Annotated in this window: 23 protein-coding genes; 8 read left to right on the top strand and 15 right to left on the bottom strand. The window is 42.6% G+C overall.

Annotation, left to right across the window (positions count from 1 at the left end):
• The first annotated feature begins 3 nt into the window (after positions 1 to 3).
• The 4 genes from D8S85_RS20065 (at position 4) to D8S85_RS20050 (ending at position 5,448) form a co-directional block, all read left to right on the top strand.
• Positions 4 to 1,503: an ATP-binding protein gene (locus D8S85_RS20065; RefSeq protein ID WP_127075609.1), complete on the top strand. Its 1,500-nt coding sequence runs from the start codon at positions 4 to 6 to the stop codon at positions 1,501 to 1,503.
• A 76-nt stretch (positions 1,504 to 1,579) separates the two neighbouring features.
• Positions 1,580 to 2,854: an SIR2 family protein gene (locus tag D8S85_RS20060; RefSeq protein WP_127075607.1), complete on the top strand. Its 1,275-nt coding sequence runs from the start codon at positions 1,580 to 1,582 to the stop codon at positions 2,852 to 2,854.
• Between the two features lie 2 nt (positions 2,855 to 2,856).
• The gene (locus D8S85_RS20055) at positions 2,857 to 4,917 is read left to right on the top strand and encodes an ATP-binding protein (protein WP_127075605.1); all 2,061 of its coding nucleotides are present in this window, start codon (positions 2,857 to 2,859) and stop codon (positions 4,915 to 4,917) included.
• A gap of 9 nt (positions 4,918 to 4,926) precedes the next feature.
• Positions 4,927 to 5,448 carry a very short patch repair endonuclease gene (locus D8S85_RS20050; RefSeq protein WP_127075603.1) on the top strand — a complete coding sequence of 174 codons (522 nt, stop codon included), beginning with the start codon at positions 4,927 to 4,929 and terminating at the stop codon, positions 5,446 to 5,448.
• A 903-nt stretch (positions 5,449 to 6,351) separates the two neighbouring features.
• Here the strand turns inward: D8S85_RS20050 and D8S85_RS20045 are convergent.
• The 8 genes from D8S85_RS20045 to D8S85_RS20010 form a co-directional block, all read right to left on the bottom strand.
• Positions 6,352 to 7,215 carry a BRO-N domain-containing protein gene (locus tag D8S85_RS20045; protein ID WP_106624074.1) on the bottom strand — a complete coding sequence of 288 codons (864 nt, stop codon included), beginning with the start codon at positions 7,213 to 7,215 and terminating at the stop codon, positions 6,352 to 6,354.
• Between the two features lie 323 nt (positions 7,216 to 7,538).
• On the bottom strand, positions 7,539 to 8,441 hold the full coding sequence (locus D8S85_RS20040) for a phage/plasmid replication domain-containing protein (RefSeq protein ID WP_106624073.1): 903 nt from the start codon (positions 8,439 to 8,441) through the stop codon (positions 7,539 to 7,541).
• A 36-nt stretch (positions 8,442 to 8,477) separates the two neighbouring features.
• On the bottom strand, positions 8,478 to 9,263 hold the full coding sequence (locus tag D8S85_RS20035) for a helix-turn-helix domain-containing protein (RefSeq protein ID WP_106624072.1): 786 nt from the start codon (positions 9,261 to 9,263) through the stop codon (positions 8,478 to 8,480).
• A gap of 2 nt (positions 9,264 to 9,265) precedes the next feature.
• Complete coding sequence (locus D8S85_RS20030; protein WP_106624071.1) at positions 9,266 to 10,513, bottom strand: site-specific integrase; 1,248 nt, start codon at positions 10,511 to 10,513, stop codon at positions 9,266 to 9,268.
• A 1,061-nt stretch (positions 10,514 to 11,574) separates the two neighbouring features.
• Positions 11,575 to 12,012, bottom strand: a complete 438-nt coding sequence (locus D8S85_RS20025) for a DUF5053 domain-containing protein (RefSeq protein WP_106624070.1) — start codon at positions 12,010 to 12,012, stop codon at positions 11,575 to 11,577.
• A gap of 300 nt (positions 12,013 to 12,312) precedes the next feature.
• Complete coding sequence (locus tag D8S85_RS21615; protein WP_158641653.1) at positions 12,313 to 12,474, bottom strand: helix-turn-helix domain-containing protein; 162 nt, start codon at positions 12,472 to 12,474, stop codon at positions 12,313 to 12,315.
• Positions 12,475 to 12,605: 131 nt separating this feature from the next.
• Positions 12,606 to 13,121: a methylated-DNA--[protein]-cysteine S-methyltransferase gene (locus D8S85_RS20015; protein WP_106624068.1), complete on the bottom strand. Its 516-nt coding sequence runs from the start codon at positions 13,119 to 13,121 to the stop codon at positions 12,606 to 12,608.
• A gap of 50 nt (positions 13,122 to 13,171) precedes the next feature.
• Positions 13,172 to 13,564 carry a DUF6483 family protein gene (locus D8S85_RS20010; protein WP_106625190.1) on the bottom strand — a complete coding sequence of 131 codons (393 nt, stop codon included), beginning with the start codon at positions 13,562 to 13,564 and terminating at the stop codon, positions 13,172 to 13,174.
• A 143-nt stretch (positions 13,565 to 13,707) separates the two neighbouring features.
• Between D8S85_RS20010 and D8S85_RS20005 the strand changes: the two genes are divergently transcribed.
• Together D8S85_RS20005 and D8S85_RS20000 are read left to right on the top strand one after the other, a co-directional pair.
• Entirely contained in the window at positions 13,708 to 14,322 is a 615-nt protein-coding gene (locus D8S85_RS20005) for a hypothetical protein (protein ID WP_106624067.1), read from the top strand.
• A complete protein-coding gene (locus tag D8S85_RS20000) occupies positions 14,319 to 14,600 on the top strand; it encodes a winged helix-turn-helix domain-containing protein (RefSeq protein WP_106624066.1) in 282 nt (93 codons plus the stop codon). Before D8S85_RS20005 ends, D8S85_RS20000 begins: the two co-directional genes overlap by 4 nt.
• A 119-nt stretch (positions 14,601 to 14,719) precedes the next feature.
• On the opposite strand, the gene D8S85_RS19995 is transcribed toward D8S85_RS20000, so the two are convergent.
• The 7 genes from D8S85_RS19995 to lgt form a co-directional block, all read right to left on the bottom strand.
• Positions 14,720 to 17,557 (bottom strand): fimbrial protein, encoded by a 2,838-nt coding sequence (locus D8S85_RS19995; protein WP_106624065.1) that lies wholly within the window; start codon positions 17,555 to 17,557, stop codon positions 14,720 to 14,722.
• A gap of 8 nt (positions 17,558 to 17,565) precedes the next feature.
• The gene (locus D8S85_RS19990) at positions 17,566 to 18,618 is read right to left on the bottom strand and encodes a fimbrillin family protein (RefSeq protein WP_106624064.1); all 1,053 of its coding nucleotides are present in this window, start codon (positions 18,616 to 18,618) and stop codon (positions 17,566 to 17,568) included.
• Positions 18,619 to 18,715: 97 nt separating this feature from the next.
• Positions 18,716 to 19,816 (bottom strand): fimbrillin family protein, encoded by a 1,101-nt coding sequence (locus tag D8S85_RS19985; protein ID WP_106624063.1) that lies wholly within the window; start codon positions 19,814 to 19,816, stop codon positions 18,716 to 18,718.
• 40 nt (positions 19,817 to 19,856) lie between these two features.
• The gene (locus D8S85_RS19980) at positions 19,857 to 20,873 is read right to left on the bottom strand and encodes a DUF5119 domain-containing protein (RefSeq protein WP_106624062.1); all 1,017 of its coding nucleotides are present in this window, start codon (positions 20,871 to 20,873) and stop codon (positions 19,857 to 19,859) included.
• Positions 20,870 to 22,162, bottom strand: a complete 1,293-nt coding sequence (locus D8S85_RS19975) for a DUF3575 domain-containing protein (protein ID WP_127075599.1) — start codon at positions 22,160 to 22,162, stop codon at positions 20,870 to 20,872. Before D8S85_RS19975 ends, D8S85_RS19980 begins: the two co-directional genes overlap by 4 nt.
• A 612-nt stretch (positions 22,163 to 22,774) precedes the next feature.
• Positions 22,775 to 23,839: an MBL fold metallo-hydrolase gene (locus tag D8S85_RS19970; RefSeq protein WP_394345026.1), complete on the bottom strand. Its 1,065-nt coding sequence runs from the start codon at positions 23,837 to 23,839 to the stop codon at positions 22,775 to 22,777.
• Between the two features lie 378 nt (positions 23,840 to 24,217).
• Positions 24,218 to 25,045 (bottom strand): prolipoprotein diacylglyceryl transferase, encoded by an 828-nt coding sequence (gene lgt, locus D8S85_RS19965; RefSeq protein ID WP_106624060.1) that lies wholly within the window; start codon positions 25,043 to 25,045, stop codon positions 24,218 to 24,220.
• Positions 25,046 to 25,124: 79 nt separating this feature from the next.
• Between lgt and D8S85_RS19960 the strand changes: the two genes are divergently transcribed.
• Together D8S85_RS19960 and D8S85_RS19955 are read left to right on the top strand one after the other, a co-directional pair.
• Positions 25,125 to 25,682, top strand: a complete 558-nt coding sequence (locus D8S85_RS19960) for an RNA polymerase sigma factor (protein ID WP_106624059.1) — start codon at positions 25,125 to 25,127, stop codon at positions 25,680 to 25,682.
• A 78-nt stretch (positions 25,683 to 25,760) separates the two neighbouring features.
• On the top strand, positions 25,761 to 26,006 hold the full coding sequence (locus D8S85_RS19955; RefSeq protein ID WP_240648756.1) for a hypothetical protein: 246 nt from the start codon (positions 25,761 to 25,763) through the stop codon (positions 26,004 to 26,006).
• The last annotated feature ends 82 nt before the right edge of the window (positions 26,007 to 26,088 follow it).

Here is a 26,088-nt window from a genome sequence, read left to right as displayed (position 1 = left end):
GATATGGGACTTGATATATATACATTAATTGGCGAAGCAACCGCTTACGACAAAAAACAGATGCTTGAAATCAAGCGGCCTAAAAGCTGGCTTAAGAGTGTGTCCGCTTTCGCCAATGGTGAAGGCGGTACATTGATATTCGGTATCAGTGATGATGACCAAATAATCGGGCTGGCGGATGCAGAAAGCGATGCGGGGAAAATCAGTGAAGAGATAAAGACCAAGCTTGATCCGGTGCCTGTAGTCAATCTTGAATACAAGGATATTGATGGGAAGAAACTCATATTGCTGCATGTATATCCTGGGCAGGAAACTCCATATTACTACATCGGAGACAAACAGCGACTGGCATTTGTACGCATAGGAAACGAGTCGGTTACGGCAGACCGTATTCAATTGAAAGCCCTTGTCTTGAAAGGATCCGGGCGTACTTACGACAGTTTGCCGTCCAATTACAGATTTGAGGACATGGCTTTTTCGAAACTCAGATCCGTCCATTACAAACGGCTGCAGCGTTCGTTTGATGACAGCGAGTTCGTGTCGTGGGGCATTGTGGATGAAAACGGCAATCTGACAAATGCCGGAGCATTGTTGGCTGATGAATCGCCTGTACGCCAGTCCCGTATTTTCTGTACACGTTGGAACGGTCTGGACATGACCAGCGGTTTGGGAGAAGCGATTGATGATGTTGAACTGGAAGGTTGCGTGATTGGCCAGTTGCAGGATGCCGTGTCTTTTGTGAGAAATAACTCTCATAAGAAATGGTGGAAGGAAAACGACTATCGTGAGGAACTTCCAGATTATCCGGAACGTGCGGTGACGGAAGCGATTGCGAATGCTATCATCCATCGTGATTATTTGCAGATGGGAAGTGAGATTCATATTGATATGTACGATGACAGGCTGGAAATATACTCTCCAGGAGGAATGATGGACGGCCGGCTTATCCAGCAGTTGGATCCTCTTACTGTGCCATCCAAGAGAAGGAATCCTTTATTGGCTGATTTCTTCAGCCGATTGGGACTGATGGAACGGAGAGGCAGCGGAATGAAAAAGATAATTGATTCCTATAAGAAATTTGAAGTGCTGCATAATTTTCATGTACCTGAATTCCATTCAAATGCATCGGAGTTCCATGTGGTACTGTGGAACTTGAATTTTGAGAATGAAATTATTGGAGAAGTTACACCTAATGGTACACCTTTAATACAAGAGTTCGTAAAAGACAATGGGGAGGTGTTCGTAAAAGAGTTCGTAAAAGGACCGTCAAAGTTCGCAAAAGAGTTCGTAAAAGCGAGCCGTCAGATTTACAAGCTAATATCCCAAAATCCTCAAATCAATGCAGTACAGATGGCTGAGAACATGGGCGTATCAGCGCGTCAAGTTCAAAAATATTTAAAACGTCTTCAAGAATTGAAAAAGATTACTCGTATCGGGGGACGCAAAATCGGAAAATGGAAAATAATCGATGAAGATTATGAGGGATTCTTTGATCGAATATAATAGCATGTAATTTTTATCATTCAAATATAACAATCATAGTACTACGGATTAATAATCTTAATATTGACAAGAAATTATGACAGATAATAATCATAAATTCGGTGACTTGATTATGACCCAAGGCACTTCTAATTATTTTCAATCCGACTCTGATTTTAAATCGCGATTTTCTTTACTCAAAGATAAGATTCGAGAGTTCTTTAATCTAAAAAACATCAATTTCCTGTTTGGTTCAGGAACAAGTAGTGGTGCAATCCCTACAATGGATGGGTTATTTAAAGAACTCAAATTCGATGAAGAGAAGGAAATTGCAGAGAAAACGGAATTTGAGCGTATTGTAAATAAAGTTGGTAAGAATCTTGAAGCAACGCTTGAAGTCATGTATTCTGCACGCACTTATTATGGTGGCATCCAAACAGATGATGACCATGTTGGAGAATTTAAAGAATTATACAATAGGCTCATACATCGGATTGAAGAATACATATTCAATAGTATCAATGTCGATATGGACAAAGAAACATCAAAAAATGTTTTAGAATATTATAAAACATTTTATCAGAAAATAGCTTTGCGTAATAAGGACTTGTCTCGCATCCGCATATTCACTACAAACAATGACCTGTTTAATGAAACAGCATTAGATTCCTTGAATATCCACTACATAAATGGCTTCGGTGGAGGGCTTAGAAAATATTTTAATCCAGCCCTATTTAACTACACCTGGTCTAAAAGGATGGATACAAGTATAGACAAATACGAACCTGTAGAAAATATGGTGTATTTGTATAAGATTCATGGCTCTATCAATTGGCACGAAACAGATCATAAAATGAACAATTATTTCAATATAGAAGAACTATCACCCCAACAATTAAGTCCAAAGAAATCCGCATTGGTATATCCTACTCCTACGAAACAGGATAAAAGCCTTGGTGTGCCATACGTTGACCTATTTAGAGAATTTCAGAATAAGCTTTTGGAACCACACTCGGTATTGTTTATTATAGGTTATGGTTTTAATGACCGCCATGTCAATGACATCATTTATCGAGCGTTGGCAACGAATTCCACCATTAATGTGGTTATATTTGGTAAGAAACCGACAGATCCTGAAAAGGCGAAGAAACCCATCTTTTTTATCAATGATAATCGTATTTTTACAATTTCGGGCAAAGTTTGGAATGAAAAGCAGGATGAAAGCGGAATAATAACAAAAACCGAAGAAAGAACCATAAACTACTTCGACTACATAGTAGATGAATTATTGCCCAACCTTGATTCTTTTAGGAAGGAAGAGAATATGCTTGAGGCATTTGTAAAACAGCTCAACGAAACTAAATCTGAGTGATTATGAAAATCGGGAAAATTATATCTGTAGAATATGATAAGTTTAGGGTTCGTTTATTTCATACTACTCGAAATTCTACTGTCAATATTGATGGGAAGGTTTATTATTTTGGCAATATAGGTAGCTACCTCAAAACTCTAAATTCTTCAGGTGAATACGTTTTATGTGAGGTTGTGTCAATAGTTGATTGGGTCGGCAAAGAGAATCAATTCTATAGTACATATAATCTTGATAGTTCTAGAGAGATTATAATAAAGCCGATAGGAACATTAATGCACGAAAAATTCTGTATGGGTGTGGGTATATTTCCTTCTTTGTATACTGATGTGGAAATCGTGACATTTAATGATTTAGACCTAATACTGTCTTACAATGATGGATGTGCCATTGATGGCGTGCATTCAACAATTTTCATTGGTACTAGTAAAAGTCTAATTAATTACTCTATAGAACTTGATGTAAACCGATTCTTCAATATACATTCAGCAGTCCTAGGTAATAGTGGTAGTGGTAAATCAAATACAATAGCGCATATTTTACATGAGGTGTATCGCAAACACGACAATGAAGCATTTGGCGCAAAAACAATAATCTTTGATGCTAATGGTGAATATCCCATGGCTTTTGGTGAAGAAGCCAATTTACATAAAACCATAATCCCTGTTTTCTATAAACCCAATATCAGTAAAGCTGTTGATGGGTATAAGCCATTTGTGTTACCATATTATTTGATGAATCTTGATGAATGGCTATCTTTTTTAATGGCATCTGAACGAACCCAAAAACCTTTTTGGGATAGAGTTCTTCAAGAGAGTTATAAGTTTTACAGCATTTTTAATACAGATAAAAGAAAGGATGCTCATAGATTTGCCAATTATATCAAATGGAAATTACGGCAAATGCTATTCAATATTGTAAGTAGAATCGACAGTGATACTTCCAAGATGACCGCTGCAAAAGGAGCTGTTGCTATGCTTAGACAGACATGCAATAGTAGCCTTGGTGATGATGTTGACAAGAATGTTTTGACAGATCTTTCTAACTTTCTCAATGCTTGTAACGATCTGTGTGTGATTAACTTTGGTAATAATAATGATTCCTTGTCTAATGCGCTTAATCTTTTTACTGCCATAGAAGACGAGCCGAAGTACGTATGTATAACAAAACATCGTGATCATTGCGAAGCAAACCTTTCAGATTACATAATAGAAGGTGCTTTCCGGCAAATCGATGAAAGTGATGCTTTGGCGGTAGACCAAAACAAACTTAAGCCTGGTAAATACTTTGACTACCATTATCTAAGAACTGCAGTTGATATGGTACTTTTGGAGGAAGAAGCTCATGGTAATCTGCATATTCGGGATTTCACCTCTACGTTGATGAGTCGGTTAGATTTTTTCCTTTATAATCCGGAATGCGCATTTATGCGCATTGAAACTCCTGATTATCTAGATTGCAATGACTACTTAGAGAAAATGTTTGGCATCTCAGATTCTGAGGAAAAAAGCAAACAACTTATCACTATAGATTCGAGTGAAGTGGGAACGGATGCTTTAGAATTGATGACAAGTGTCGTATCTCGAATGGTGTTCGATTATAGAAAATGTAAGTTTGGAAAATTACGACAACAAAAACCAATACACTTGATTCTTGATGAGGCGCATCGTTATATTCGAAAAGATGCAAATTATATAATGCGTGAAAATATATTTGAAAAAATAGCACGAGAAGGTCGAAAATACTCACTTTATTTAATTATATCTTCGCAAAGGCCTTCAGAGCTATCCCAGACAGTTCTATCGCAGTGCGGAAACTATATTGTACACCGAATTCAAAATGAGGTAGATATGAAGTATATCTATTCTGTTCTCCCATACTTTAGTGAGGATTATATTACTAAAATCAAACAAGCAGTGCCTGGGGAGGCCTTGATTTTTGGAAATTGTGTGCCTATGCCTATTATGGTTAAAATTAAAGAAGCTAAGCCAGCACCGAACAGCAAGAACTGTGACATTAAGATGGAATGGTTTTACAAAGAAATTATTACTGATACGACAATATAAATAAACAAAATGGCAGATGTTTTGACCCGAGAGCAGCGTCATCGCTGTATGTCCGCGATAAAGAGCAAGAATACAAAGCCAGAATTATTGGTGAGGAAATTCTTGTTCAGTCGTGGCTTTCGATATAGACTGAACTATCCACGACTTCCTGGACATCCAGATTTAGTTTTACGCAAATATAAGACTGTTATTTTCATAAACGGCTGTTTTTGGCATGGTCACGAAGGGTGCAAGTATTATGTCCTTCCAAAAACAAATATTGAATTCTGGAAGAATAAAATTGAACAAAATCGAAACAGAGACATGGAGGAACGGCAAAAATTAGTTTCTATGGGCTGGCATTGCATTACTGTTTGGGAATGCCAACTAAAATCGAAGGTACGCCAACAGACATTGGATGCATTAGAATATATGCTTTATCGTATCAATCTTGAATACAGAAGCGTCAAACCTTATGAGATAACTGAAGAAGAATATAGTATGGTGGCAGAGCCCATTGAAAGTTATAGCAAATCAATAAATGATATGTAATCCGTGTTGTTCTATGATTTGGATATTTTCAATTTGCGGGAACTTTACGGTATCAGACATATAGAAAATCCAAATAGTTAAACTGATTATCAGATTAATATACAATCATTCTCGGTTCAAGCGTGGGACTGTTAGGATTATCTGTTTTTAGAGGTTTTGGACAAACCCACCACACGAGATAAAACGACACCCCACGCTAGACCATGTATATAGTAGATATATATATATATATATATACGGCAAGCATGAACGTTTGTATCGCCAATCCCCGTGTGATTCGAAATTGTCCAGATTTCTAAAAACGGGATAAAGCTAAACGCTTTCTATAACCAATATGTCTACCAACGGTATTACCCGTTTGGTATCACAAATGTAATTAATTTCTTGCGTTCTACAAACGTTTTTTAAGGGTGTCGTGGAACAAATTTATACATTTATCGACACTCGACAAGATTTTAAGAGGAATACTCCGACAAGAAATTCAAAATTACTTTTCCACCTCTTGACCTTTCCATATAACGATCACCATATCTTTACCCGTATCACGTTCTATCCACGATATCTCTTTTCCCTATGTATCAGATATTTTCATCAGGCATTTTCACCCCTACCAGTTGACCTCATCACCTCATCATCACGCCTCTATCATCATGACATCACGCAGAACGTGCATGGTCCTCCTCTCCATTCTTGTTTTAGGGAACACGCTCACCAAAGTATCGAACCATTAATTCGATTCCTCAATTAGACTCTATTGGGCAAATATTTTACCAAGGCATAATAACCCCGAGATGAGGGTATCTAATCCCCCTTGCGTTCTGTTGCACTCCTCTATTTTACTTTTTAGACGGGTTCACACGTGCTAACAGGCTCCCCACACGTTATTCCATGATACCGTCGCTTTCATTCTTGCACGTTTTCTTCTCCCTCTTCCGTGCCCGTGTCACCCTGCAACCCTAACACGTCCTTGGCATTTAGAGGCGTCACGACTGGTTTTCCCGTTTTTCTTTCCAATTCTAACCTTGCATTAAGGGCTATCGTGCCACCTTGCTGGGCTACATCCACGTGCTCCTTGAAAGATTCGGGATTCCGTACCTCTGATATCTCCTTTGTAGACAACTCCGCAAGCATGTTCAAAACTAATTCCTTGTTGGTCATGTTATCCCGCAGGTTCTCTTTCTTCAAACCCTTGAATTCCTTGTACTCCTTGGCCGTCTTACCCGCCCACGTCTTGTAGATAATATCAGTCAGCGTGGCAAACTGCACTCCCTCACGCAACCCGTGACGCTTCCATTCATCGGTTAAGTCCTTGCGTATCTCGATACTCTTGAGCCGTTGATTGATCCAGTTATCGGAATACCCCAACCGCTTGTAATCCATCATGGCCTGCTGGATTGACAACTCCGGGTCTTGCATTTGATCCAACCGTTCCTTGGCCACCCGTGCCATCCACAACTTGAAAGGTTCCGCTTTAGGAGAGGGGATTGACTGTATCAACCGGAATAATTGCTCCGTATCGGCAACATCCGTCAAGCGCATCTTACCATCTTCCGCGGGTAACTTCAACTGGCTACAATTTGTAGCCGTTTCACTTCCCTCTTTCTTCAAACGGGTTTTCAACACGCTCCAATATTTACGTGGATTATCGCTATCCGTCAACACGGCCACGACATCCACTATGGAGAAATACCACTCTTCCCTCTCGCTATCCCATACCGTGCGAACTTTCTTCTCCTCGAAAACCTTTATAGCGTTTTGCTTTACCATGACACTCTTTTTTTAGTTACCACAAATATAGAAATTAGGAACGACTTATCCTACATTTTACAGACTCTCGTTTTAGCCCGTTACAGCCACCAAAACATTTAACCGAATATTTTTATCGCTGCCACGTTCAAGTTGGCTGTACCACTTTATTAAACGACTATTTTAACGAGTTCGACCTGACAATAATTGAAAGGGTGGGAACGAACGTGCTAGCGTTCGGCTCTCCACGTTTTCAATTATTGTTAGGTCGAATCTCGAATAAATTCGTGTAGAGGTTTTTCAATCTTTCCAACGTCCTCTTATATTACCATTCCACTCTCGTTCTAATACACCTCCGTGCAGTTAAACACTTTCGTGTTTAACTCCTCTATCATGTTCCCTTCCTCGTAATCACGTTCTTTCAACATCTTCACCACTTCCCGTTTCAACCGTGCAGCCCTCCTGTCTCCTTTCTCACTACAGGCTTCTATCAATTTTAGAACGTTAAACTTTCTGTTGTAATCTTTCAGTAACCACATGAATAACCCGTTTTTCGACATGTCAAATCTAGGTTTCATTATACCACTTTTCACTATATCCACGTACTTGTAATACCACGTTGCGATTAATTCACAACACACGTCACTAGCGTTTCCGTACAACTCTTTCGCTTTAATTTTACGATTAAAATAGTACTGTAGCCATTGACGCTTGAACCTCATCTCGTACCGTAAGATACATTTTTCCTGCAAATCGGGGGTTAGAAGTGGATCCTTGTGTTTCTTGGCTTCCAGTACCTTGTCGTAGAAGTAAAGCGAGGTCCAATTTTGATGAAAGTATAAAGTATCCTTGCGGATATTACGATCGAAATTTTTTAACAAACCTAGATATGGAAAATAACTCCTTGGGTTATTTTCCACCTCGATATTTGCAGCTATATCAACACGTGTAACGAACGCTTCACGTAGAGGTAAGCCTAGAATAGAGCTTAACTTGTCTATAATGAGGCCGGGTTCTTCACGTTCTAGTGTTATTAGGTTACTATTATAACGAAATTTAGGAAGGCTACCCTCGATATGGACACGAGCAGGTGTGATGTAGACTTTCATATTCTTACACGTGCCCATGATTCGAAACTCGTTACTACGTTCGAGATCAACGTTGATTTTTGCACTAACCTCGGCCATGAAGTCCATGGCATAATTGACCGCGGATTGATCAATGACTAAACCTATTGTATCGACCATGTTTTTGAACTATTTTTAGGTTGTTATAGAAATAATTTATTTTCGAGCCGCCAAACGCTTCTCCATGTTGCTCACGAATTCCCCCGTGGTTTCTTGATGTCGTGCCGTCAACCATTCTATCACTTCATCACGCCGGAACATCAACTTCCGCCCGTTATTGGCGGGGCGACAACATGGCATTTTCCCGTTGGAAGTAAATTTATAAATCGTGTTCTTGCTATACCCCGTAATCTCGCTACACGAGTCCACACCGAACACGTCGGGGTACTCTTCTAGCCGTTTTTCGGGTCTATTGGCCTCCTGCACATCGTCACGTGGTTCGGGTGGGGTAACTTCAAGCACGAGGGTTATCGCTGCCTGTAACGATCTAATTCCATCCAAACTTAACTCTTCCCACCGTGCCTTCAAAAACTCGTAATCACGCTCCTCCCAAGCACGCTCTATCGCCTCCTCGTGGTGCTCGTTTATGAAACCGAATTTCTGTATGGCGTCGTGAAGGTAATCCACGGTCAAACCCGTTTTTCCCTCTTTCCGCATGAACTCCTCCTCGAAAAACAAGTCGTCCAGTTCCTCGTTTGTCCATTTTAACTCTCCTTGCCTGTATCTCTCCACCATGTCATAATAGGTTGACTCGTAATAGGAATCTCTCCACTCTTCAATAGCCGTCTCCACCCTTTTCCGCACTCGTTGGAGGGCATCCCTGTCGCCACGAGTTAAATTCTCCACGTAACAAACTAGGTTTTCCTCGTCAAGTTCATCTGCTTCCCCCCGGAGCAACGTTTTTATAACATCGCTCAAGGGCGTTTCATTTCGTAATAACATATCTACAATAATTTGGCTACCTCGTCCAACACGTTCGTGTCAAAACTGTCAAGATAAACATTCGTCGTGGCCAAGTTCGTGTGTCCTAGCACCTGACTGATCACCTCCCTTGCCACTTTCTTTCTTTGAAGTACCATTGCCATCGTGTGACGGGCCACGTAGCTTGTCAATTTCAGCGTCTTTATACCTAGCACTTCACCGAGTTTGGCGAGATTCAAGTTAAAACGCCTGGACCTCGCGAGAACGTGATTGTACAATTTTTCCCCCTCGTGATCTATCGTTACAATAGGAAGGAGGTAATCTCCCGTTAAAATCGTGTTTTTCTTGAACCAATCTAGCGTTTCTTGCACGTCTGCCGTTATTACCACTTTCAAGTTCTTCGCTTCTTTCTGGTTTTTCAACTTTCTCCTTTTATAAACGATGTGGTAACCTCCCTCTAGTTTCTCTATATTCCGTGTGGTTAAATAGGCCATGTCTTGAAAGCTCATGCCCCAGCAATAATAGGAAAACAGGAACAACCTACGGGTGTATTCCAAGGTGGGGTTTTGTTGCGGTGATTCTTTTATTAAAATTAAATCCTCGTCCGTCAAGTATCTTTTACGGGTTTCTTCTTTCAAGCTATTCACAGAGAATCCCCCCTTACCGAAAGGATAAGCATCTTCCGGGGCCTCGTTATCCTTCATGGCTTTATTCCACATGAGCCGTACCGCTTTTATGTAACCAAACCTGGTGTTCCCGCAACACCCGTCCTTGATCAAGGCGGTATTCAAGTTGTTCACGTATTTCAAATCTATCTCCGAGAATAAACGCTCCTTTATTTTCTTGTCGTATTTTTCCAGTATATGCAGGCACGCCTTGTAAGAACGAGCGTTACCGATCCGGTTGATCGCCTTTTGGTGCTCGATTTGCTTTAACCAGTAATCGTATATTTTCCCTTTCTTCGAAGCCCCTAAAAACAGTTCTTCAAATTGATTTAACGTCCAGTTCACCCTGTTTTCTGCCAGTTTTCTTACTAGAGAATCCTTCCTTTCCTCGTAATGATTGAGTAAAGCGTTTAAATCTCCATGTTTAGGGTTCAATCGCTTGTTATTCTTGAATCGAGACGCTTCCTCGCTCCACTGCTCTTCGCTTGCATACAGGTTCAGTGAAATATATTTCAATTTTCGGTCTTTGGTAACCCGTAGACAAACAGGATACAACCCGTCACGTTTCACGTTACTTTTGTAAAGTAAAAATTTAAATGTCGCCATATCTTTTTTTTAGTTGTCATTAGAATTTGCCATACGCCCAACATCATGTTTAGGTTCTTGCACCAGTAAAGTTAAACGGTTGCAAATAGACAACAATGAAAAAATTCCTGTTTTCCTCCATAAAATCATGCACGTAACTATCTAATATTCAAAATACGATTTATGGAATCTATTGGAAAAATAATTTTATATTACTTTTTTATAACGTGTAACAAAGTGTATTCTTACCCCGTATAATCAAAATTAATATCATGCACGTGAACTTTATTACCACACATGTTCGATTAAACATTCATTAAACATTTCAGACAACTTAATGCAAATAGGGACAAATTAAAGCAAGTCGCAAAACAATTAACAAACTAAAATTCAAATAGATACAACTAAACACGAAGTTCCCAGTAAGCCCTGGGGGGCGTGTTGTCGCAGGTTCAAATCCTGTCATCCCGACAAAATGATTATCAAGCACTTACAAATCAAAAAGTAAGTGCTTTTTTATTTTTCCCTTAAAGAATCACTACACTTCAAAAGAATTAATACTGGTAAAAGAAAAAAAGAGGAGGGATACCATGCGTGAACCCGGAACGGGTCGCCGCTTCCAAAACCCATTTTCACAAATTAAGAGAGGAAGAGAGGGGGATTATGATTCCGCCTTTCCCGTTGTCCTACACCGAAGCGGCAGCGGGCGCATTAATGCGGCTCATCCATAATTACAAGTATTAATTTTGCCCAATCCTCCAAGCAAAAATTACACAATAAAAAAGCGAGGATTGTAAATTCTATCTAAAACAGAGGCATCGCCATGCGCCTTAGAAACAGACAGACAACAACCCTCGCTTAACCAGCGTGAATTTCATGTCTAATCTCGTTTTTTCAAATTGGCGATTTTCTTTTTAAAATTAGAATAAACTCACAATATCTTTCAAGATAGGCTCTCCTATTTAGTATCACATGTGCAAATATATAAAAATTACTAGTATTTTCAAAATAAATCGTAGTAGTTTTCCTCTATAAAAGCCCCCCATTTTCATGGCGGGCTTCCCTCTAAAGTTGTAAAAGTTTCAGAGATGCTCTATAACCAAAGCTGTACATTTAATATTATTACTCAAATCGAGTAATGCGTTCAATAATATTTTTTTCTCATCAGCAGTAAACTGCACTTCTTTATTTCTAATTTTCAGACCATTTATGCGCTGACTCAACCACGAGCGACTTTTACCAAAATAATGCCGTGCAACATAAGACCATGAAATAGATTCATATATCCCATCCAAATAGGCACGTAACGTGTCGTCATACACTTTCTCTGCCTGCTCACAAGCTCTAGTAGCGCCATCAATAAATACTTTGGCGAGCACCTCACGATCTTCTGTTGGCTTCGAAGCAACAAATGCCTCCATCTCCTTACGAAACTCACGTTCCTCTTCCTCGGAAGAAAGAGCCATAAACTTCGCTTTCATCTGCTCCAATTCATTATTCAATTTTTCGTAACTTGCCATATCTTAAACATTTAAAATTGTAAAGTTTCTTTGGGACACCCCCGAAAGAGTGTCCTGTTTTTAACCTTTCAAACGAAGCAAAACAATCAAACGATCTAAATGAAAGTCAATCGCTCCCTCCAGTTCTCTTTCTGACATATCTTTCAACAAAATATCCTAGTAAAGAGCATAGAACTTAAGATTTCTCATCTCATGTTCTATCCGAGCCTTTAGCTCTTGGTTTGAAAACATTCAAAGAAACTTTTACACCACAAATACAGATAAACATTTGTTTATCACAAAATGTTTATCAAACTATCTTTATGAATTTGCTATTTTTTCAAGCATATTCAAGGATGGACTTCCCTTTTCAACCTCAATACTTTTAATGACACGCACACCGAAACCTGTATAATCCGACAAATCTTGCAGAGTCAAGCCCAACACAGCTCTACGTTCCTTTATCAAATCACCGTATTCCATAGTGCAATATAATGCACTTTCATTCTTACAGGTCTTCTTCCCCCTCTTTCGTGTTCGTATCATCTTGTACCCCAGGCACATCCTCACGTTCAAAAACGTTACAACTTTTCGTTCCGTCTCTTCCTCCAATTTCAAACAAGCCTCCCTTGCCACCCCATCTCCAAATCCAGCAATCCCTTCTTAGCCTCCAAACCTCCCCCGTACCCAACCAATTTATGATTCCCCCCAATCACCCGATGACAAGGAACAAAAATGGAAATAGGATTAGCCCCGTTGGCAGCAGCCACGGCACGAACAGCTTTCGGGTTTCCCAGTTTTTTCGCCAATTCTCCATAAGACAACGTTTTCCCGTAAGGAATATTCATCAACTCCTGCCACACCGAATTCTGGAAATCCGTTCCCGTAAAAACCAGCGGAATGTCAAACGTTCTCCTCTGGCGAGCAAAATATTCGTCAAGCTGCGTGATCGCTTCCCGTATCACGTCAGAAACACCCTCCTCGTAATCAGCCCCTAGCGCTTTCTGAATCCGTTTATCAATAGATGCCCTGCGTTTTTCGAGCATCCAGTCACACAAACAAAGTTTACCCTCGAAAGAACCAAGAATCAGCTCTCCACAAGGAGATGCATAATGTTGAATTTGTATCATTTCTTCTACTTTTAATTTTCATACCTCGGCTTCTCCATGCAATCACGCCTCTACTGATTTGTTTCCAGCATCCGGATCAAACAATCCCGCTGTATCGAAAAACTAGTATCCTCCTGTTGCACATACTTAAGCAACCGCGTTCCATCTTGACGCAGTTTCGACTTCAACAAAATATCATCCTCCACCTCCTCCGAAAATCTCAACAAATACACGGATGCAAGCTCGATCTTACCCATCCCGTCTTCCTCACTGGCATATCGATCAATCAACTCCTGCACATCCATCGTCGCCAACTCCTTCACGGGAAATCCTAACATTTGCCGCGCCAACAAGTCATACTCGTCTTGATCCTGCTGGCGAATCTTCTTCTTGTTCAATATAGCCCTAGCGATTGCAGAAATAATTTCTTGAATCATGCGCACGAGATAATCCTGTTTTATCATAATACCATCCTCCAATATATTTACAAGCAAAAATAAAAAATAATATCCACGTGAAGGAATAAAATTCACTAAATCATTTGGTTTATAAAATAAACTAGTTTATATTTACATCAACAAAAAGAATAACCCTAAACACAACAAGCATGGAAGAAAAAAAGTTTACAGAGAAAGAAAGCCTAGAACTCATCTCTCACATGATACAGGCAACCAGAAAGAACCTCGTGAAAGATCAGGGAAATTACTTCATCATCTACGGTTACACGGCAGCCATCTTATCCGTCATCATCTACACGTTACTCCGCATGATCCCCACCCCCTGGTGGTGGGCGGGCTGGTTTCTCATGTTCCTACCGGTAATCATCCTCTTACTCAAGGGAAAAAGGAACTCCCCGACCGTCGTCACTTACACGGACAGCATGGTCAACAAAGTCTGGCAAGTGGTAGGCACCTTATTCTCGTTAACCGTGCTGGTCATGCTGGCCTTATCACTCCTTGTCGGAAAGTGTGATTTCATGCTCATGCTCCCCTTATGCCTCCTGTACGCGAGCATCGGAACAGCAATCACGGGTTTAGTCATCCGAGAAAAGTGCTTGTCCTACACCCCGTTCGCGGGCTTCGTGTTCGCCATATACATGCTGATGAACTACACGATAAACAACAGTATCGACATACGCTGGAACCTCTACTTTGGCCTGTCATTTGTCATCATGATGATCATACCGGGACATGTTTTGAACAATAAATCCGAAAAACTATGAGAGAACTAGATCCGCTATTACATTCTCAGTTACGTCTGGCAATAGTCTCCCTGCTCTTGTCGGTAGAGACAGCGGATTTCGTGTACTTGAAAGAGAAAACGAACGCGACTGCCGGAAACCTGAGCGTGCAACTGGAAAAACTCGAAACCGCCGGCTATATCCAAGTGAAAAAGGAATTCGTCGGGAAAAAGACTCACACCTCCTGCCAACTGACCGACACGGGAAGGAAGGCTTTGGAGGATTACATTGACGCACTCAGGGAATATCTTAACTTGTAAGGCACAAACGATCTGGTGTTTCCTGCCGAAAGCGTGTCAAAACTCCATATGAGGGAGTACCCCGAAAGGGGGAGGGAATTGGAATATGGAGTTTTGACACACCTCATTACTTTTATTTGTTAATCAACATCTTGCACGCAACGCACACCACCGACCTCGTCGCTTTTATTGTGTAGTAAATAGAATACGCCTCCCTCGTTTTTAACCGAGAAGCCTATACGGTTACCGCCTGTGGGGTTGAAACTGAAACTACTCTTGGCAAAATGATCCGTTAATGGCCAGGAGGTACTATTTCTAGGCATTCTAGAATACATCAGCGCCAATTCTCTTTGATTGGGCACTCGCCAACCCTTGGGACAAACGGGGTTCGTAGCTCCGGGTTGCGAGCGTGCCATGATAGTTTGCCAACTCAAGGCATTCCCGTGTGTTGTCGGGTTTATTTTGAAAGCCTTCCAAGGCTTGTTATAGCCGCGTACGTCACGTTCGTTGTGATCCGCCAATTCTTCCGTGGTCTTAAATCCCCGTATGGATTTGGCGTCCAATCGAGTTAACGTGATGGTTCTCGTTGTTTCGTCATAAATGGCAAAGTCGTCCGGTCGTACTTCTTTGGCCGCGTTCTTCGGCACTCCCAAATTTCTGACACACCTGTAATAAACGATGGCATCGTCTATTGCCCCCGCTCCGGTCAATAGCCCGACGGAAGAACCCTCGGATGACCATAATATATCCGGGTTATCCCTGTAAACATAATAGCCACTAATAATGCCACCCACCCGACTGCTATTCTTTTCAAGCACCGTACTGCTTGCGTACCATTGCAGGTCTTCCTCCCACGTGCTCCGTTTATACAACCTGGCTTGTGGGTCAAAAGAGTTTTCCCCGATCCACAAATCCGTGAGCTGGTTAATGCTGGCAAGATACCATTGCACCTCGTTTTCATCAATCTGTCCGTCCCCATTCATGTCTCGATTTAAACGCATACATCTGTATTTTGCAGCATTATAGGCGGGTTTCATTTCCCAGGTAGTGTAATCTATATAGGTATCCCACTTCTCCGAACCGGAATTTGCCATCCACATGTTGATCGTGTTCGCACGCCCGTTATCTTTGTCATCGTACGTACGATTGTCCCTTGTGGTTGTTGTTTCAAACCGGTAGCGGTCTTCGTCTTGTATCGCTTCGGTACCCCATGCCGTGAAATTCTCGGCGGCTTCCTTGTTATACATGGTTTGGATGGATGCCTGCCTGATGGAGTACAAGGCGGTGGTCTTGGTACTCACGCGATCCGCGCTGTACTGGAGGTTTGACAGGATATTGAGCACCCTCTTCTCCGTGTTGACAAATTTTTTCCATAAACCGTTTTCCACGGTTTCCGATGTATTTTCAGGATTCACCTCGTAATAGAAATCTCTCAAAAAAGTAGTAAACACAATCTCATCGGCACTGTCGAACAGGGTTCCGGAAACTGCACCGTTATTGGCAAGATACCTGCGTTTGCACTCTTTCAATACACTTACCAGTTGTTTGATATTTAACATCTTATCGTTTCCCGAATTGATATCCGCCATGTATTTGTCCAACGGGTGCGAGTAGCCGGGTATTGTCAATTCGGCATCCGTGTACACCCCGTTATCCCCTTTGAATCTCGTGAAGTCTCCACTATACGTGGTTCTTGATTTTGTGTTTATGCGAAAACATATCCATTCGTAATCCTTTGGATTTTCATCTTCTGCTCCTTTGGAAAAAGGGGTGGAAATATTCCACGTCAGTGATTGGTCGATATCACTTTGGTGAAAGACGGTCTTGAAGACTTCGTTATGCGCGTCGAATTCCAGGACTTTCTTGGCAAACACGACATCACCTTCGCTTCCGGGCGACGGTTCTTGTGCCTCCTCTCCTGATTCCACCTCCACGATAATGTCGTCCACGCTCACGATCTTCACGTTGTAAGTGTAAAAATGATTTCGAAGACTGTTATAATCATTCACGCCGTTTACCGCACCCAGGTGAACGGTGTACGTTACGTCTGCCGAAACTTCTTTGCCGGAACCTATCGTGTAGAAAATATTTCCCTTGAATTTCACAAACGTGGCCCTCTCGTCGGCATATTCGTACGCACCATTTGTCACGGTGCCGTCATTGTTAGGCGTTTTCTCCTGTTTCTCGCGTAACGCGTATTGTTCGGCATATGTTCCCGTAGCGGGAATTGCCTTTCGCACATCCACCTTGTTTTCCGGAATATAAAACGCGAAAGTGTTGGCTCCTGTCATGGAGATTTCAAAATTATTCCAGCTACTGTCGAAATAATTGCCCCCAAACTCAAATAATCCTTGCACCTCGGTCGGGAGCACGCTCACCACCCGTGGTACCGTCACCACTTGCCAGTCCAACGGGGTGAAAGTCACGCCTTCTGCCGTCGTTACGTTGAAACGGATTTTTACGTCCACTCTTTTCAAGGAAACGTTCACCGGATTGGTGGTATTGGCAGTTAAGTCAGCGGCTGTCGTTCCGCTCATCAAAAACTGGGCACCCCTCTCGATAAACTTGTCTTGCATGCGGGAAGTCAAAGCCAGCAAGTCGGGGTACGCGGTTATCGCGTCCAGGGTTGCTGTCGTCATGTCGAAGATATCCAAATTGATATTGGCAACGACGGCTATGATTTTACCGCTCCCAGCAGGGATGTTTTTTATCTCTATTTGATGAGTGCCATTCGCGTTGATTCCGTTGTAAAATTGTCCGAACACCCTTGTCCCGTCCTGGTTGAAGATAAACACGTAAACATTTTGAATCCGTTGTTCTTCCTCGTCACTCGACACGGCTCTCGACAGATTGCTTGAAGTGTTGAATTTCAACTTTAATGCTGCACTTCCGCTATTCTCTTTCGACCCGAATTTATCTTCCTGGCAGGCAGTTAAAACGAAACTCAAAACACATAACAGGTATATACACTTTTTCATATCTTCTTTTATTTGAAATCAGGTACGTTAACAGTTTCTGTCGTCCACTCCTCTACTGAACATGTCAGCGCGATGTCGGACAGAGCAGAAACAAGGATATTTACCGAGTAACGTTTCCCCGCTTCCAGATTGTTTATCAGGTTGCCCAACGGGGTGGTTACCGTCTTGCTTTGGATTCCCGCGGCAAGCACGTAATCTACCGTCACCGTGATCTCGTCATCGGCATCTATTGCCTGGGGCAATAGCAACAAACGCGAATCGGCAAGGGAAATGGTAAGATAATCCGATGCCGTCATCGAAATGTCCGTGTTCGCCAGCAAACGGTTGTCTATGTCGAGCGTGTAGGATTTATTCACAGCATCGGAAGTTGCCGTCCAAGAAAATATCCCCGGGGTATCGTCGTAAGTAAAGGTAGCTTTATTCTTCAGTTGCCCGAGGGTGACAGATGTCACTTTCACCGGGAACTCGCATACGGCGGTCATTTTGGCCTGAAACACCACGCAGGCGAGTGTATGTTTGAACGTCAGTGTTAGTTTTCCTCCGGCAGGCACGTCCGCTTTCATTTGATCGATCAAGGGAATGGATACCAGCAAATCTTGTTGCGCTTTCACATCATCTGGAACCGTATAGGTCATCCGGGGATAGCCCGTGGTTGTGATGTCTGAGCCCAAGCCGATGGCCGTGTTGCCACCATCGGCATAGGGAGAGTAGGCGAAAAATGAAACCGTACCGCTCTTCGGCCAATACATGACGGGGGTGTACTCCCATACGCCATCGTTTTTCGTTACCCGTGTATTGTACATGAATTTTGGAGTTAACACCGTGGAGAACGCACCATCGGCCGCATAGTACGCGTACACGCCGAAATCCCGCATCGCGGCGATATCCGTTTCGCTACCTCTGCCTGATAAAGGCGAGATAAAAGGTTCGTCGGCACCCGCGGTAACAAAATCAATCTTATCTCCCCCGGCAACGAGAGCGGTGTGATTCATGCTTTTGTCGCACGATGTGAACGCGATCAATAATATAGCCGACAACAGAATGTATTCTCTTTTTTTCATCGCTTGACTTTTTTGAGTTTTTATCAGTACCCGCGGGCGGACATTCAACCGCCCGCGAGCGAGCCGTTAGGCTGGAGTACGATGCTTGCCCTTTACACTATTTGGGTTCAATGACACCACCTTCAACATCGTCCCACGTTTTAACCGTGGTTTCGAATTCGATAGGATCCAAAACAGTCCCGGCAGCACCAATCAACAAATTGCAAGTTACCTTCTTGTTACTTTTCCAAATTTCAGTAGGTTCTCCATTTTCCTCTGCAGGAAGTGCGCTGGAAATTCCCACCGTGACACTCTCGTATGCATCCTCGGAGCCATGCAAATAAACTTTGGTTGTTCCATCAGCAAGTACTTGGTAGATTTTACAAGAGATCGTCAGGTACGCTCCATTTTCTACTTGCTCGCTCTTTGCCGCAAATTCTTGAGGCAACAACATCAAGGCTTTATCAGCACTTCCGATCGCGGTATAGGGGTTTGTTTCGGTACCATCAACATACCCTCCCGTTACGGCATCTGAAGTAACCGTGTAATTTGATGAAGAAACTACAAGTTCCCACGTTTCCTCCTTTACATCAAAAGTCCCCGTAGCCTTTAAACCATTAATCGTGATACCGTTTGCCGCTACATCTACTTTCAGGTTTGTGGTTTTAGTCCCGATTCTAAAATGAACCTGGGTTAATGCATGCTTAAACGGCAGAGTTACGCTGGTTTTGTCCGCAGGTTTTGTTTGGGTAAGAGCCGACGCGTACATCAAATCCACTTGATTAGCTTCCGTGGCAGGCACCGTATATGTTAATTTCAAGCCATCCGTCTTGTCGAATGCTTTGTTCGTGATGGCCGCGTTCCCATACGGGGCATAAGCGTAAAAATCAAGCGTCTCGTTATTTGTAGGCCAGTATGCTTGATCGGAAGCATTTTGGTATCCCCACTTTGAACCGTCTGACACGATTTTAATACCTTCGCCGGCGGTTCCCATATAGGGGGATGCAGAAGTGCTGATAAATGCCGTTACCCCGAACGCGTAACCGTTCTTTAAAAACTCCGTGTTGTCATCCACCGGGTTCCCTCTAGAAATATTCTTGTAAGTGGAAAACCCGATTTGGTTACTTTCCTTGTTGATTTCCGAATCAACAACGTCACTTTTAGCGCAACCGGTAAGCATGGCTACCGCTGTTAGCGCGTACAATAAGTTTTTCTTCATAATAAATAAATTAAAAAATGAGTAAATATTTGTTCCAAACTTAAATTGGTAATCCCGTTTCAACTTCTTCCCACGCTTCGATGTTGGGGTTGAATACTCCTTCGCCATTACCGATAGCTTCCGGGAGAGTTATTTCCGCCCTGATCTGGTGAACGCGTTGAAGCCCGTCGTGTGACGTTTTCATCAAATCGTGCACGTCCAACGTGACGGTATGGGTTTCCCCGTTCACCAGCACGAAGTGCATGACGAGCCGGTGCTTGTTGACGTAAGCGTCATTCTTCAATTCCGGTCCGAACGCGATCAGCTTTTTCGATATCGTACCCACTTTGTAATTGTCGGGGTCCACGCGTTTGTTGTTCAACACGAACTCGTGCGTGACGCTATTCCCGTATCGGGTTGCCGTTTCCATGTTCATGCCCTCGCACATGGCTGTCAGGTGGGTGCGAGGTGCGCCTGCTGTCGACGTGATATTCGTCACCTTGATCTCTATATCGATCAAATCCGTTCGCCGTTCCGGGGTAACCTCCACGGTGCGGCAAACCTCGTGCGATCCCGTCTTCGGCCTTTCTTTGAAATAGTGGATGTCTTGTGGGGTAACCTCTATCTCCCGGAACAGCGCGCTCGCGAGGATATCGGATTCTGTCAGATAGACACTTCTCGTAGCTCCTTCGGCTTTTGAAAGCAGGTTCGAGTATAGCGCTTCCTCTTTCGCCGCCAGACAGGCTTTAAAAGTCGCCAGATTATCCGTGCCCGTGAAGCTAAGCGCTGCCAGCTCTTCCTCGGTGTTATTGACAACCAACAAGTCGAATTTCCCCACGGGGAGAGTGAGATCCATCGTGTTGGGATCACTGCATATCTGGCGCTTGCCGATAGCCTTTCCGTTCTCGTGATCGAACACGTAGACCGACATCCCATTCGGTTCCAGTTGTGCCGGTTGCCAGTTGACATTCAAACGCACGAATCCTTGTTCTTCCGTGGCGTAGTACAACCCATCTCTGTTACAGGAAAAACAGGCAAGAGTGAAACAAAACCCGGTAATGTAAGCAATCGTTTTCATTTCACACCTCCTTCTTTTTTTACTGTTTTTTTATTTAACAACCACACGAGCGAAATCCTTACGGACGTGGGGCCGAACCATTGCTGTCTTTTGACTTCCCACGGATACCTGAAAACTTTAATGTCTCCGTGCATAGTGTCGTTCACTTTATCGTATTTCTTGCACTCTCGTTGCAAGTAACCCACGCCGAGGCTGTATTCCACGCGGAAATATTTCCCGATTTTGTGAGCATAGGCTCCTTGTACTCCCGCGTCGAAGAAATCCCCCTGCTCCCCGTCTTTATCGAAAAATTGCAGATCGTACTTCCCGATACCTCCGTACAGCCCCACATTCCATCCGGTGAGAACCTCTTTTCTACCGCGGTTCCCGAACCAGTATTTCACCGTGACGTGGCCTGCCAACAACTGCATCGTCCAATCGGCTCGCGAAGCTTTCCACCACGGGAATATGCCTTCTGCCGCTATCGACCACCGCTTCCCGATGGGAACCTCTATTTCTAAATTCGCGGCTGAAAGCACGTCATAAAGCAAGTTTGTTTTGATGGCGAACAGGGGTTTCGTCATACTTATCGGGGTTGGAAGTACCACGGGTTCCGGTTGCCGGGGAGGCACGAGCACCTCATCCTCCTTCTGCTGCACCTCCTCCTTCTCTTCCTCGACGGGTTCCGGCTTGTAATAAATCACGCAAACAGCTCCCGTACGCAATTGCGGCAGAAAACTTTTCTTTATATAGCGCCAAGCTTCCCCGTTTCCCAAAGTCTTAATTAACCATTTTTTAGCCTCGTTTTTACGATTTGAATTTATAATGGAAATTAGTTCTTCTTGGTATGGTACATTTTTATCCGTTTCGATCATGCGCTTAAAATCAATCCAATTTTCACCCGTGTATCGTGCCCGTATCAATTCGTTTTTGATCATCGGATATTTTTCCATGATATAAATTTTGACACTCTCAGCTCGCTTCTCCGACAAGTTTAGATTGTAGACTTCATTCCCGTCGGGAGACGAGGAGGCCACGATGGTAATTGAATCCAAATTGGAGATGACCAATTTATTTTTAATCAAGTCGTCCAGTTTTTTCAATGCCCTGCTGTTCTCCATGTACGTGCTATCCAAAACCGCCCTGTCAATTTTAAAATACAGTACAATACTATTGACAGAATCTATTTCACGTCGATATTCTTGAGCACAAACACGTGTCATGCCTTTTAGTAAAAGCATTATCAAAATAAGAATAATTACATACACCTTCATGATTTTGTAAGATTTCTGATTTATTATTAATATCAAAAAACGATCATTTAATGATGTTAATTTGTATTATCATTTTTATATAATACAAAATATTATAACTATGTAATTATCAGTAATAAAAAAAGCATTCAAAAAAATGGCTATGCCAATTAAATAGCTTAATTTTGCGGTATGAATAAATGATCGTTTTTTGATATGTTTGACAACACAGCTATATAGTTGTTGTTGTGTCACATACAAGCCCTATATCTTAAAACCATTTGGGTTTTGAATTCTATAATGATCTACGTGTTGTTCTTAAAATAATATGTATAATGTCAACTCCATTATTTATAATGAATTTAACAAACGATATTCGAACGTCAATAATAACATTCACACATATTTTGTATCAATATTCGAAAAATTGACTCAATACGTAAATATACGGATAAAATACCCTATTAAAGAATCATGTATTTTTACCATTTTTTACAATAGAAAAGAAGAATACATTTGTAAGGCAAATAATCCAAGACGAAGGGTGTCGGAAAAGTCCTATTGAATCAGACTACCCCCTCCAACTCCCCCTTACACAAGGGGAGAGTTGATTAGCAAGCGTTTTTTCCTCTCGTGTAAGGGGAAAAGCCAATACAGCGCATTAAAAATTTATTCTCCCCACCTCACGACCTCGCCAATGCGGGGTATTAACACGTGTAGCGAGTCGTTTTTCGCCATGTCCATCTCGTTCCTTAACGGCTCGTCCCAACGGTGGTAGGCCAGCGCGTACTTAGAATGATGCACGGTCATCACTTTTTTCGCTTTCACGTCCAAGGCCGCCCGCGTCAAATAATCAGGCATCAGGTGGATATACTTCCATCCCTCGTTATACTGCCCGTTCTCAAGAATGGCCAAGTCGATCCCCGGGAAACGCTCCCCGACCCGGGCAAAATGTGTATCATAACCGCCATCTCCAGCCAAGTATATCTTCCGGGAGGGCGTTTCAAGCAGGAACGAGGCCCACAGCGTTTTATTGGCAGCAAGTCCCCGCCCCGAAAAATGGCGGGCAGGCAGACAATGCACCACAAAACCGGAATCCAAACGGACCTCATCCTCCCAATCCAACTCGACGATGCGCTCCCGATCGAATCCCCAGTACTCGAAATGCTCACCGACACCCAAACCGCAAATCACCTTCCCGACGCGGTCTTTCAATGCCCGCACGGTTTGATAATCCAGGTGATCCCAATGATCATGCGAAATAACCAAATAATCGATATCCGGCATATCCTCCGGGTGATACACGTCCGTTCCCTTGAACGGCTTGTTAATAAAAGACACCGGGGAGGCCATGCAGAACACCGGGTCCACGAGTACCCGTTTCCCATCCACTTGAATCAGATAAGACGAATGCCCGAACCACACCAGCACCTCCTCCCCCGGGTCGATCTGCCGCAAATCCGTTTTCACCACGGTCAACGCCGTGTCCGGTTGCAACCCGGTCTTATCCTTAAAAAGAAAATCCAGCAACCCCTGCAAACGTCCCTTATCCGAGGTCATTAAAGGAGTTTCATGTATATTGCGAAAAGCCCCGTCCCGGTAATTCGGCGAACGTTCAATCCTTGCCAACCGTTCTCCCCGGGGGATTCTTCCGAAGCTCGGTTGATTCACGAAAACAATTCCGACAATGGCCATCATCGCCACGATCGACAACACAATCCATAGTATCATCATACGCTTTCTTGAATTTTTTATTAATCTCATAAATGCAACTCAAAATTAAATCTATCGCGAAAATAAGCAAATGAAACCAGCTAACAAATCAACCTTATCCCCATTTCATTCCCAAATTTTATTGAAATAATACAAATTATTGATATCAAATATCTATCATCTTCCTATCACATTGCGAGCCGCTCCCATTCCGCTCCCATTCTCCTCCCATTCCGCTCCTATTACAATAGGAAAAAATAGACGTTTATTAGCATATATAATGCTTTGATTACATCTCAAATCACTACATGATCGCAGGTTACTAGGTATAACAGGTAGTATCTCCCACTAAACACACTTTACTCAGGCATAAACCTCCCTCTTCACACGTCACGTGAATCATTGCCCCCTATTCTTCCAACCTGTCAGCCCGCGCACCAGCAAGAATACGCCCAGCAAGATAAACGGGATACTCAGCACCTGGCCCACGTCCAAGTGCATCTGATCCTCGAAAGGGACTTGTCGTTCCTTGACGAACTCGATCAGGAAACGGGCAGCGAAAACAAGGACGAGGGTATTCCCCAGAAGCACCCCCCGACCGCGATTCAACCCGAGCCGTCGATAAAGGAGCAGGTTCACCCCAAAAGTAAAGAAATAAGCCAGGGCCTCATAAATTTGGGCCGGGTGACGGGGAACTAAATCTACCCGTTCGAAAATAAAAGCCCAGGGCAAGTCGGTTTCCACACCGATAATCTCGGAATTCGCCAGATTTCCCAAACGAATAAAACCTGCCGCCAGAGGTAAAACCAACGCAATCGTGTCAAGCGTCCGTAACACTTTCTCTCCCGTGAGCCGGGAATAAACGACCATGGCAATCATCCACCCGACAAGCCCCCCGTGGCTCGCCATCCCTTGGTAACCGGAAAAAACGACAGTGCCATCCGTTTTCACCCGTATCGGGAGCAAAATTTCCAACGGGTGAGCAAAATAATACTCGTACTCGTAAAGCAGGCAATGTCCCAGACGAGCACCCAAAAACAAACCGGTAATACTCAACATCACGAGTACCTGGAGATGTTCCCACGGCATCCCGTTTTCCTTGTAAACACGCTTTAGTATCCACACGGACAACACGGTTCCCGCTATCAACAATAAACTGTAATACATGATCGGGAACCCTCCTACCCGCAACGCGACCGGGTCAATATTCCATTCAATATATTTCATCACGGACAAAAATACATTTTAAAATACGTTGATCCAATCAAAAATATCCTATATTTGTAAATATATAACGTGTACACGTATGAAAAGAAATGACCTACTTCTAGTTGAAGAATTAAAAGACGGGAAAGAAAAGACACTGAAAAGCTTTTACGAAGAGTATTTTGCCCTATTTGTCTCTTTCGCGAATAACTTGTTACTTTCAGAAGAAGAATGCAAAGACGTGGTACATGATGTTTTTTTGAAATACTGGGATACCCGAAACGATTTCGACAATCTGATAGCCATAAGGGCCTTTTTCTACAAAACAATCCGTAACACGTGTCTGAACCTGATCCGCCATCAACAAGTACAAAACAAATATATCGCAGAAAACTTGCAATATCTCGAAAGTGATGACTTCATGCACGAAACGATCATAAAAAAAGAGATCTTTCATATCATTCACAACGAGATCAAGTCTTTGACGATAATGGAACAAAAAGTATTGCTACTCGCCCTGGAAGAAAAGTCAAATGAAGAGATCGCCCAAGAACTGGGAATTGCCGTTTCCACCGTGAAAAGCCATAAAGCCAAAAGTTACGCGATACTACGAGAGAAGCTGAAATATTTAAAAATACTATTTATTTTACTCTCTTGATTCAAAGAACTATCCGCTTTTTTCATATCTTTGTTTATTGATAATTAGATAAAGAAAGGAGAACTGACTATGACAAGCATGGAACTTGAAGCTTATAAAGCGGAACTGGCACGCGAAATACTGACCACCGACAGCCGTCAAGTACTTGATGAAGTAAAACGTTTGCTTATCAAACTGAGTAAAAAAACAAAGAAGAAAGAAGAAGAAACGATTAGCAAAGAAGAGATTCTCGCGGGGATTGATGCCGGATTGAAAGAAGTAAAACTATCGCAGGAAGGCAAATTAAAAATGAAAACCGCAAAAGAACTACTCGATGAATTATGAAGAAGAATTACTCCGTAAAAACGGTTTAAAATAATCATGATTTCATTCTAAAAGATCATCCCGTTTTCCCTACAAACCAAAA

The organism is Butyricimonas faecalis (assembly GCF_003991565.1).
Lineage (GTDB): Bacteria > Bacteroidota > Bacteroidia > Bacteroidales > Marinifilaceae > Butyricimonas > Butyricimonas faecalis.
The sequence above is the reverse complement of the archived record's forward strand: the minus strand, read 5'-3'. Positions and strand labels throughout refer to the sequence as shown.

Coding starts and splice junctions, on each gene's coding strand:
- D8S85_RS20055 (WP_127075605.1), top strand. CDS start 2,857: ATGAAAATCGGGAAAATTATATCTGTAGAATATGATAAGTTTAGGGTT.
- D8S85_RS19985 (WP_106624063.1), bottom strand. CDS start 19,816: ATGAAGAAAAACTTATTGTACGCGCTAACAGCGGTAGCCATGCTTACC.
- D8S85_RS19955 (WP_240648756.1), top strand. CDS start 25,761: ATGGAACTTGAAGCTTATAAAGCGGAACTGGCACGCGAAATACTGACC.
- D8S85_RS20005 (WP_106624067.1), top strand. CDS start 13,708: ATGGAAGAAAAAAAGTTTACAGAGAAAGAAAGCCTAGAACTCATCTCT.
- D8S85_RS20050 (WP_127075603.1), top strand. CDS start 4,927: ATGGCAGATGTTTTGACCCGAGAGCAGCGTCATCGCTGTATGTCCGCG.
- D8S85_RS19995 (WP_106624065.1), bottom strand. CDS start 17,557: ATGAAAAAGTGTATATACCTGTTATGTGTTTTGAGTTTCGTTTTAACT.
- D8S85_RS19990 (WP_106624064.1), bottom strand. CDS start 18,618: ATGAAAAAAAGAGAATACATTCTGTTGTCGGCTATATTATTGATCGCG.
- D8S85_RS20025 (WP_106624070.1), bottom strand. CDS start 12,012: ATGGCAAGTTACGAAAAATTGAATAATGAATTGGAGCAGATGAAAGCG.
- D8S85_RS20000 (WP_106624066.1), top strand. CDS start 14,319: ATGAGAGAACTAGATCCGCTATTACATTCTCAGTTACGTCTGGCAATA.
- D8S85_RS20065 (WP_127075609.1), top strand. CDS start 4: ATGGGACTTGATATATATACATTAATTGGCGAAGCAACCGCTTACGAC.
- lgt (WP_106624060.1), bottom strand. CDS start 25,045: ATGAAATATATTGAATGGAATATTGACCCGGTCGCGTTGCGGGTAGGA.
- D8S85_RS20040 (WP_106624073.1), bottom strand. CDS start 8,441: ATGGTCGATACAATAGGTTTAGTCATTGATCAATCCGCGGTCAATTAT.
- D8S85_RS19980 (WP_106624062.1), bottom strand. CDS start 20,873: ATGAAAACGATTGCTTACATTACCGGGTTTTGTTTCACTCTTGCCTGT.
- D8S85_RS20030 (WP_106624071.1), bottom strand. CDS start 10,513: ATGGCGACATTTAAATTTTTACTTTACAAAAGTAACGTGAAACGTGAC.
- D8S85_RS19970 (WP_394345026.1), bottom strand. CDS start 23,839: ATGATGATACTATGGATTGTGTTGTCGATCGTGGCGATGATGGCCATT.
- D8S85_RS20035 (WP_106624072.1), bottom strand. CDS start 9,263: ATGTTATTACGAAATGAAACGCCCTTGAGCGATGTTATAAAAACGTTG.
- D8S85_RS19960 (WP_106624059.1), top strand. CDS start 25,125: ATGAAAAGAAATGACCTACTTCTAGTTGAAGAATTAAAAGACGGGAAA.
- D8S85_RS21615 (WP_158641653.1), bottom strand. CDS start 12,474: ATGGAATACGGTGATTTGATAAAGGAACGTAGAGCTGTGTTGGGCTTG.
- D8S85_RS20060 (WP_127075607.1), top strand. CDS start 1,580: ATGACAGATAATAATCATAAATTCGGTGACTTGATTATGACCCAAGGC.
- D8S85_RS20010 (WP_106625190.1), bottom strand. CDS start 13,564: ATGATAAAACAGGATTATCTCGTGCGCATGATTCAAGAAATTATTTCT.
- D8S85_RS20045 (WP_106624074.1), bottom strand. CDS start 7,215: ATGGTAAAGCAAAACGCTATAAAGGTTTTCGAGGAGAAGAAAGTTCGC.
- D8S85_RS20015 (WP_106624068.1), bottom strand. CDS start 13,121: ATGATACAAATTCAACATTATGCATCTCCTTGTGGAGAGCTGATTCTT.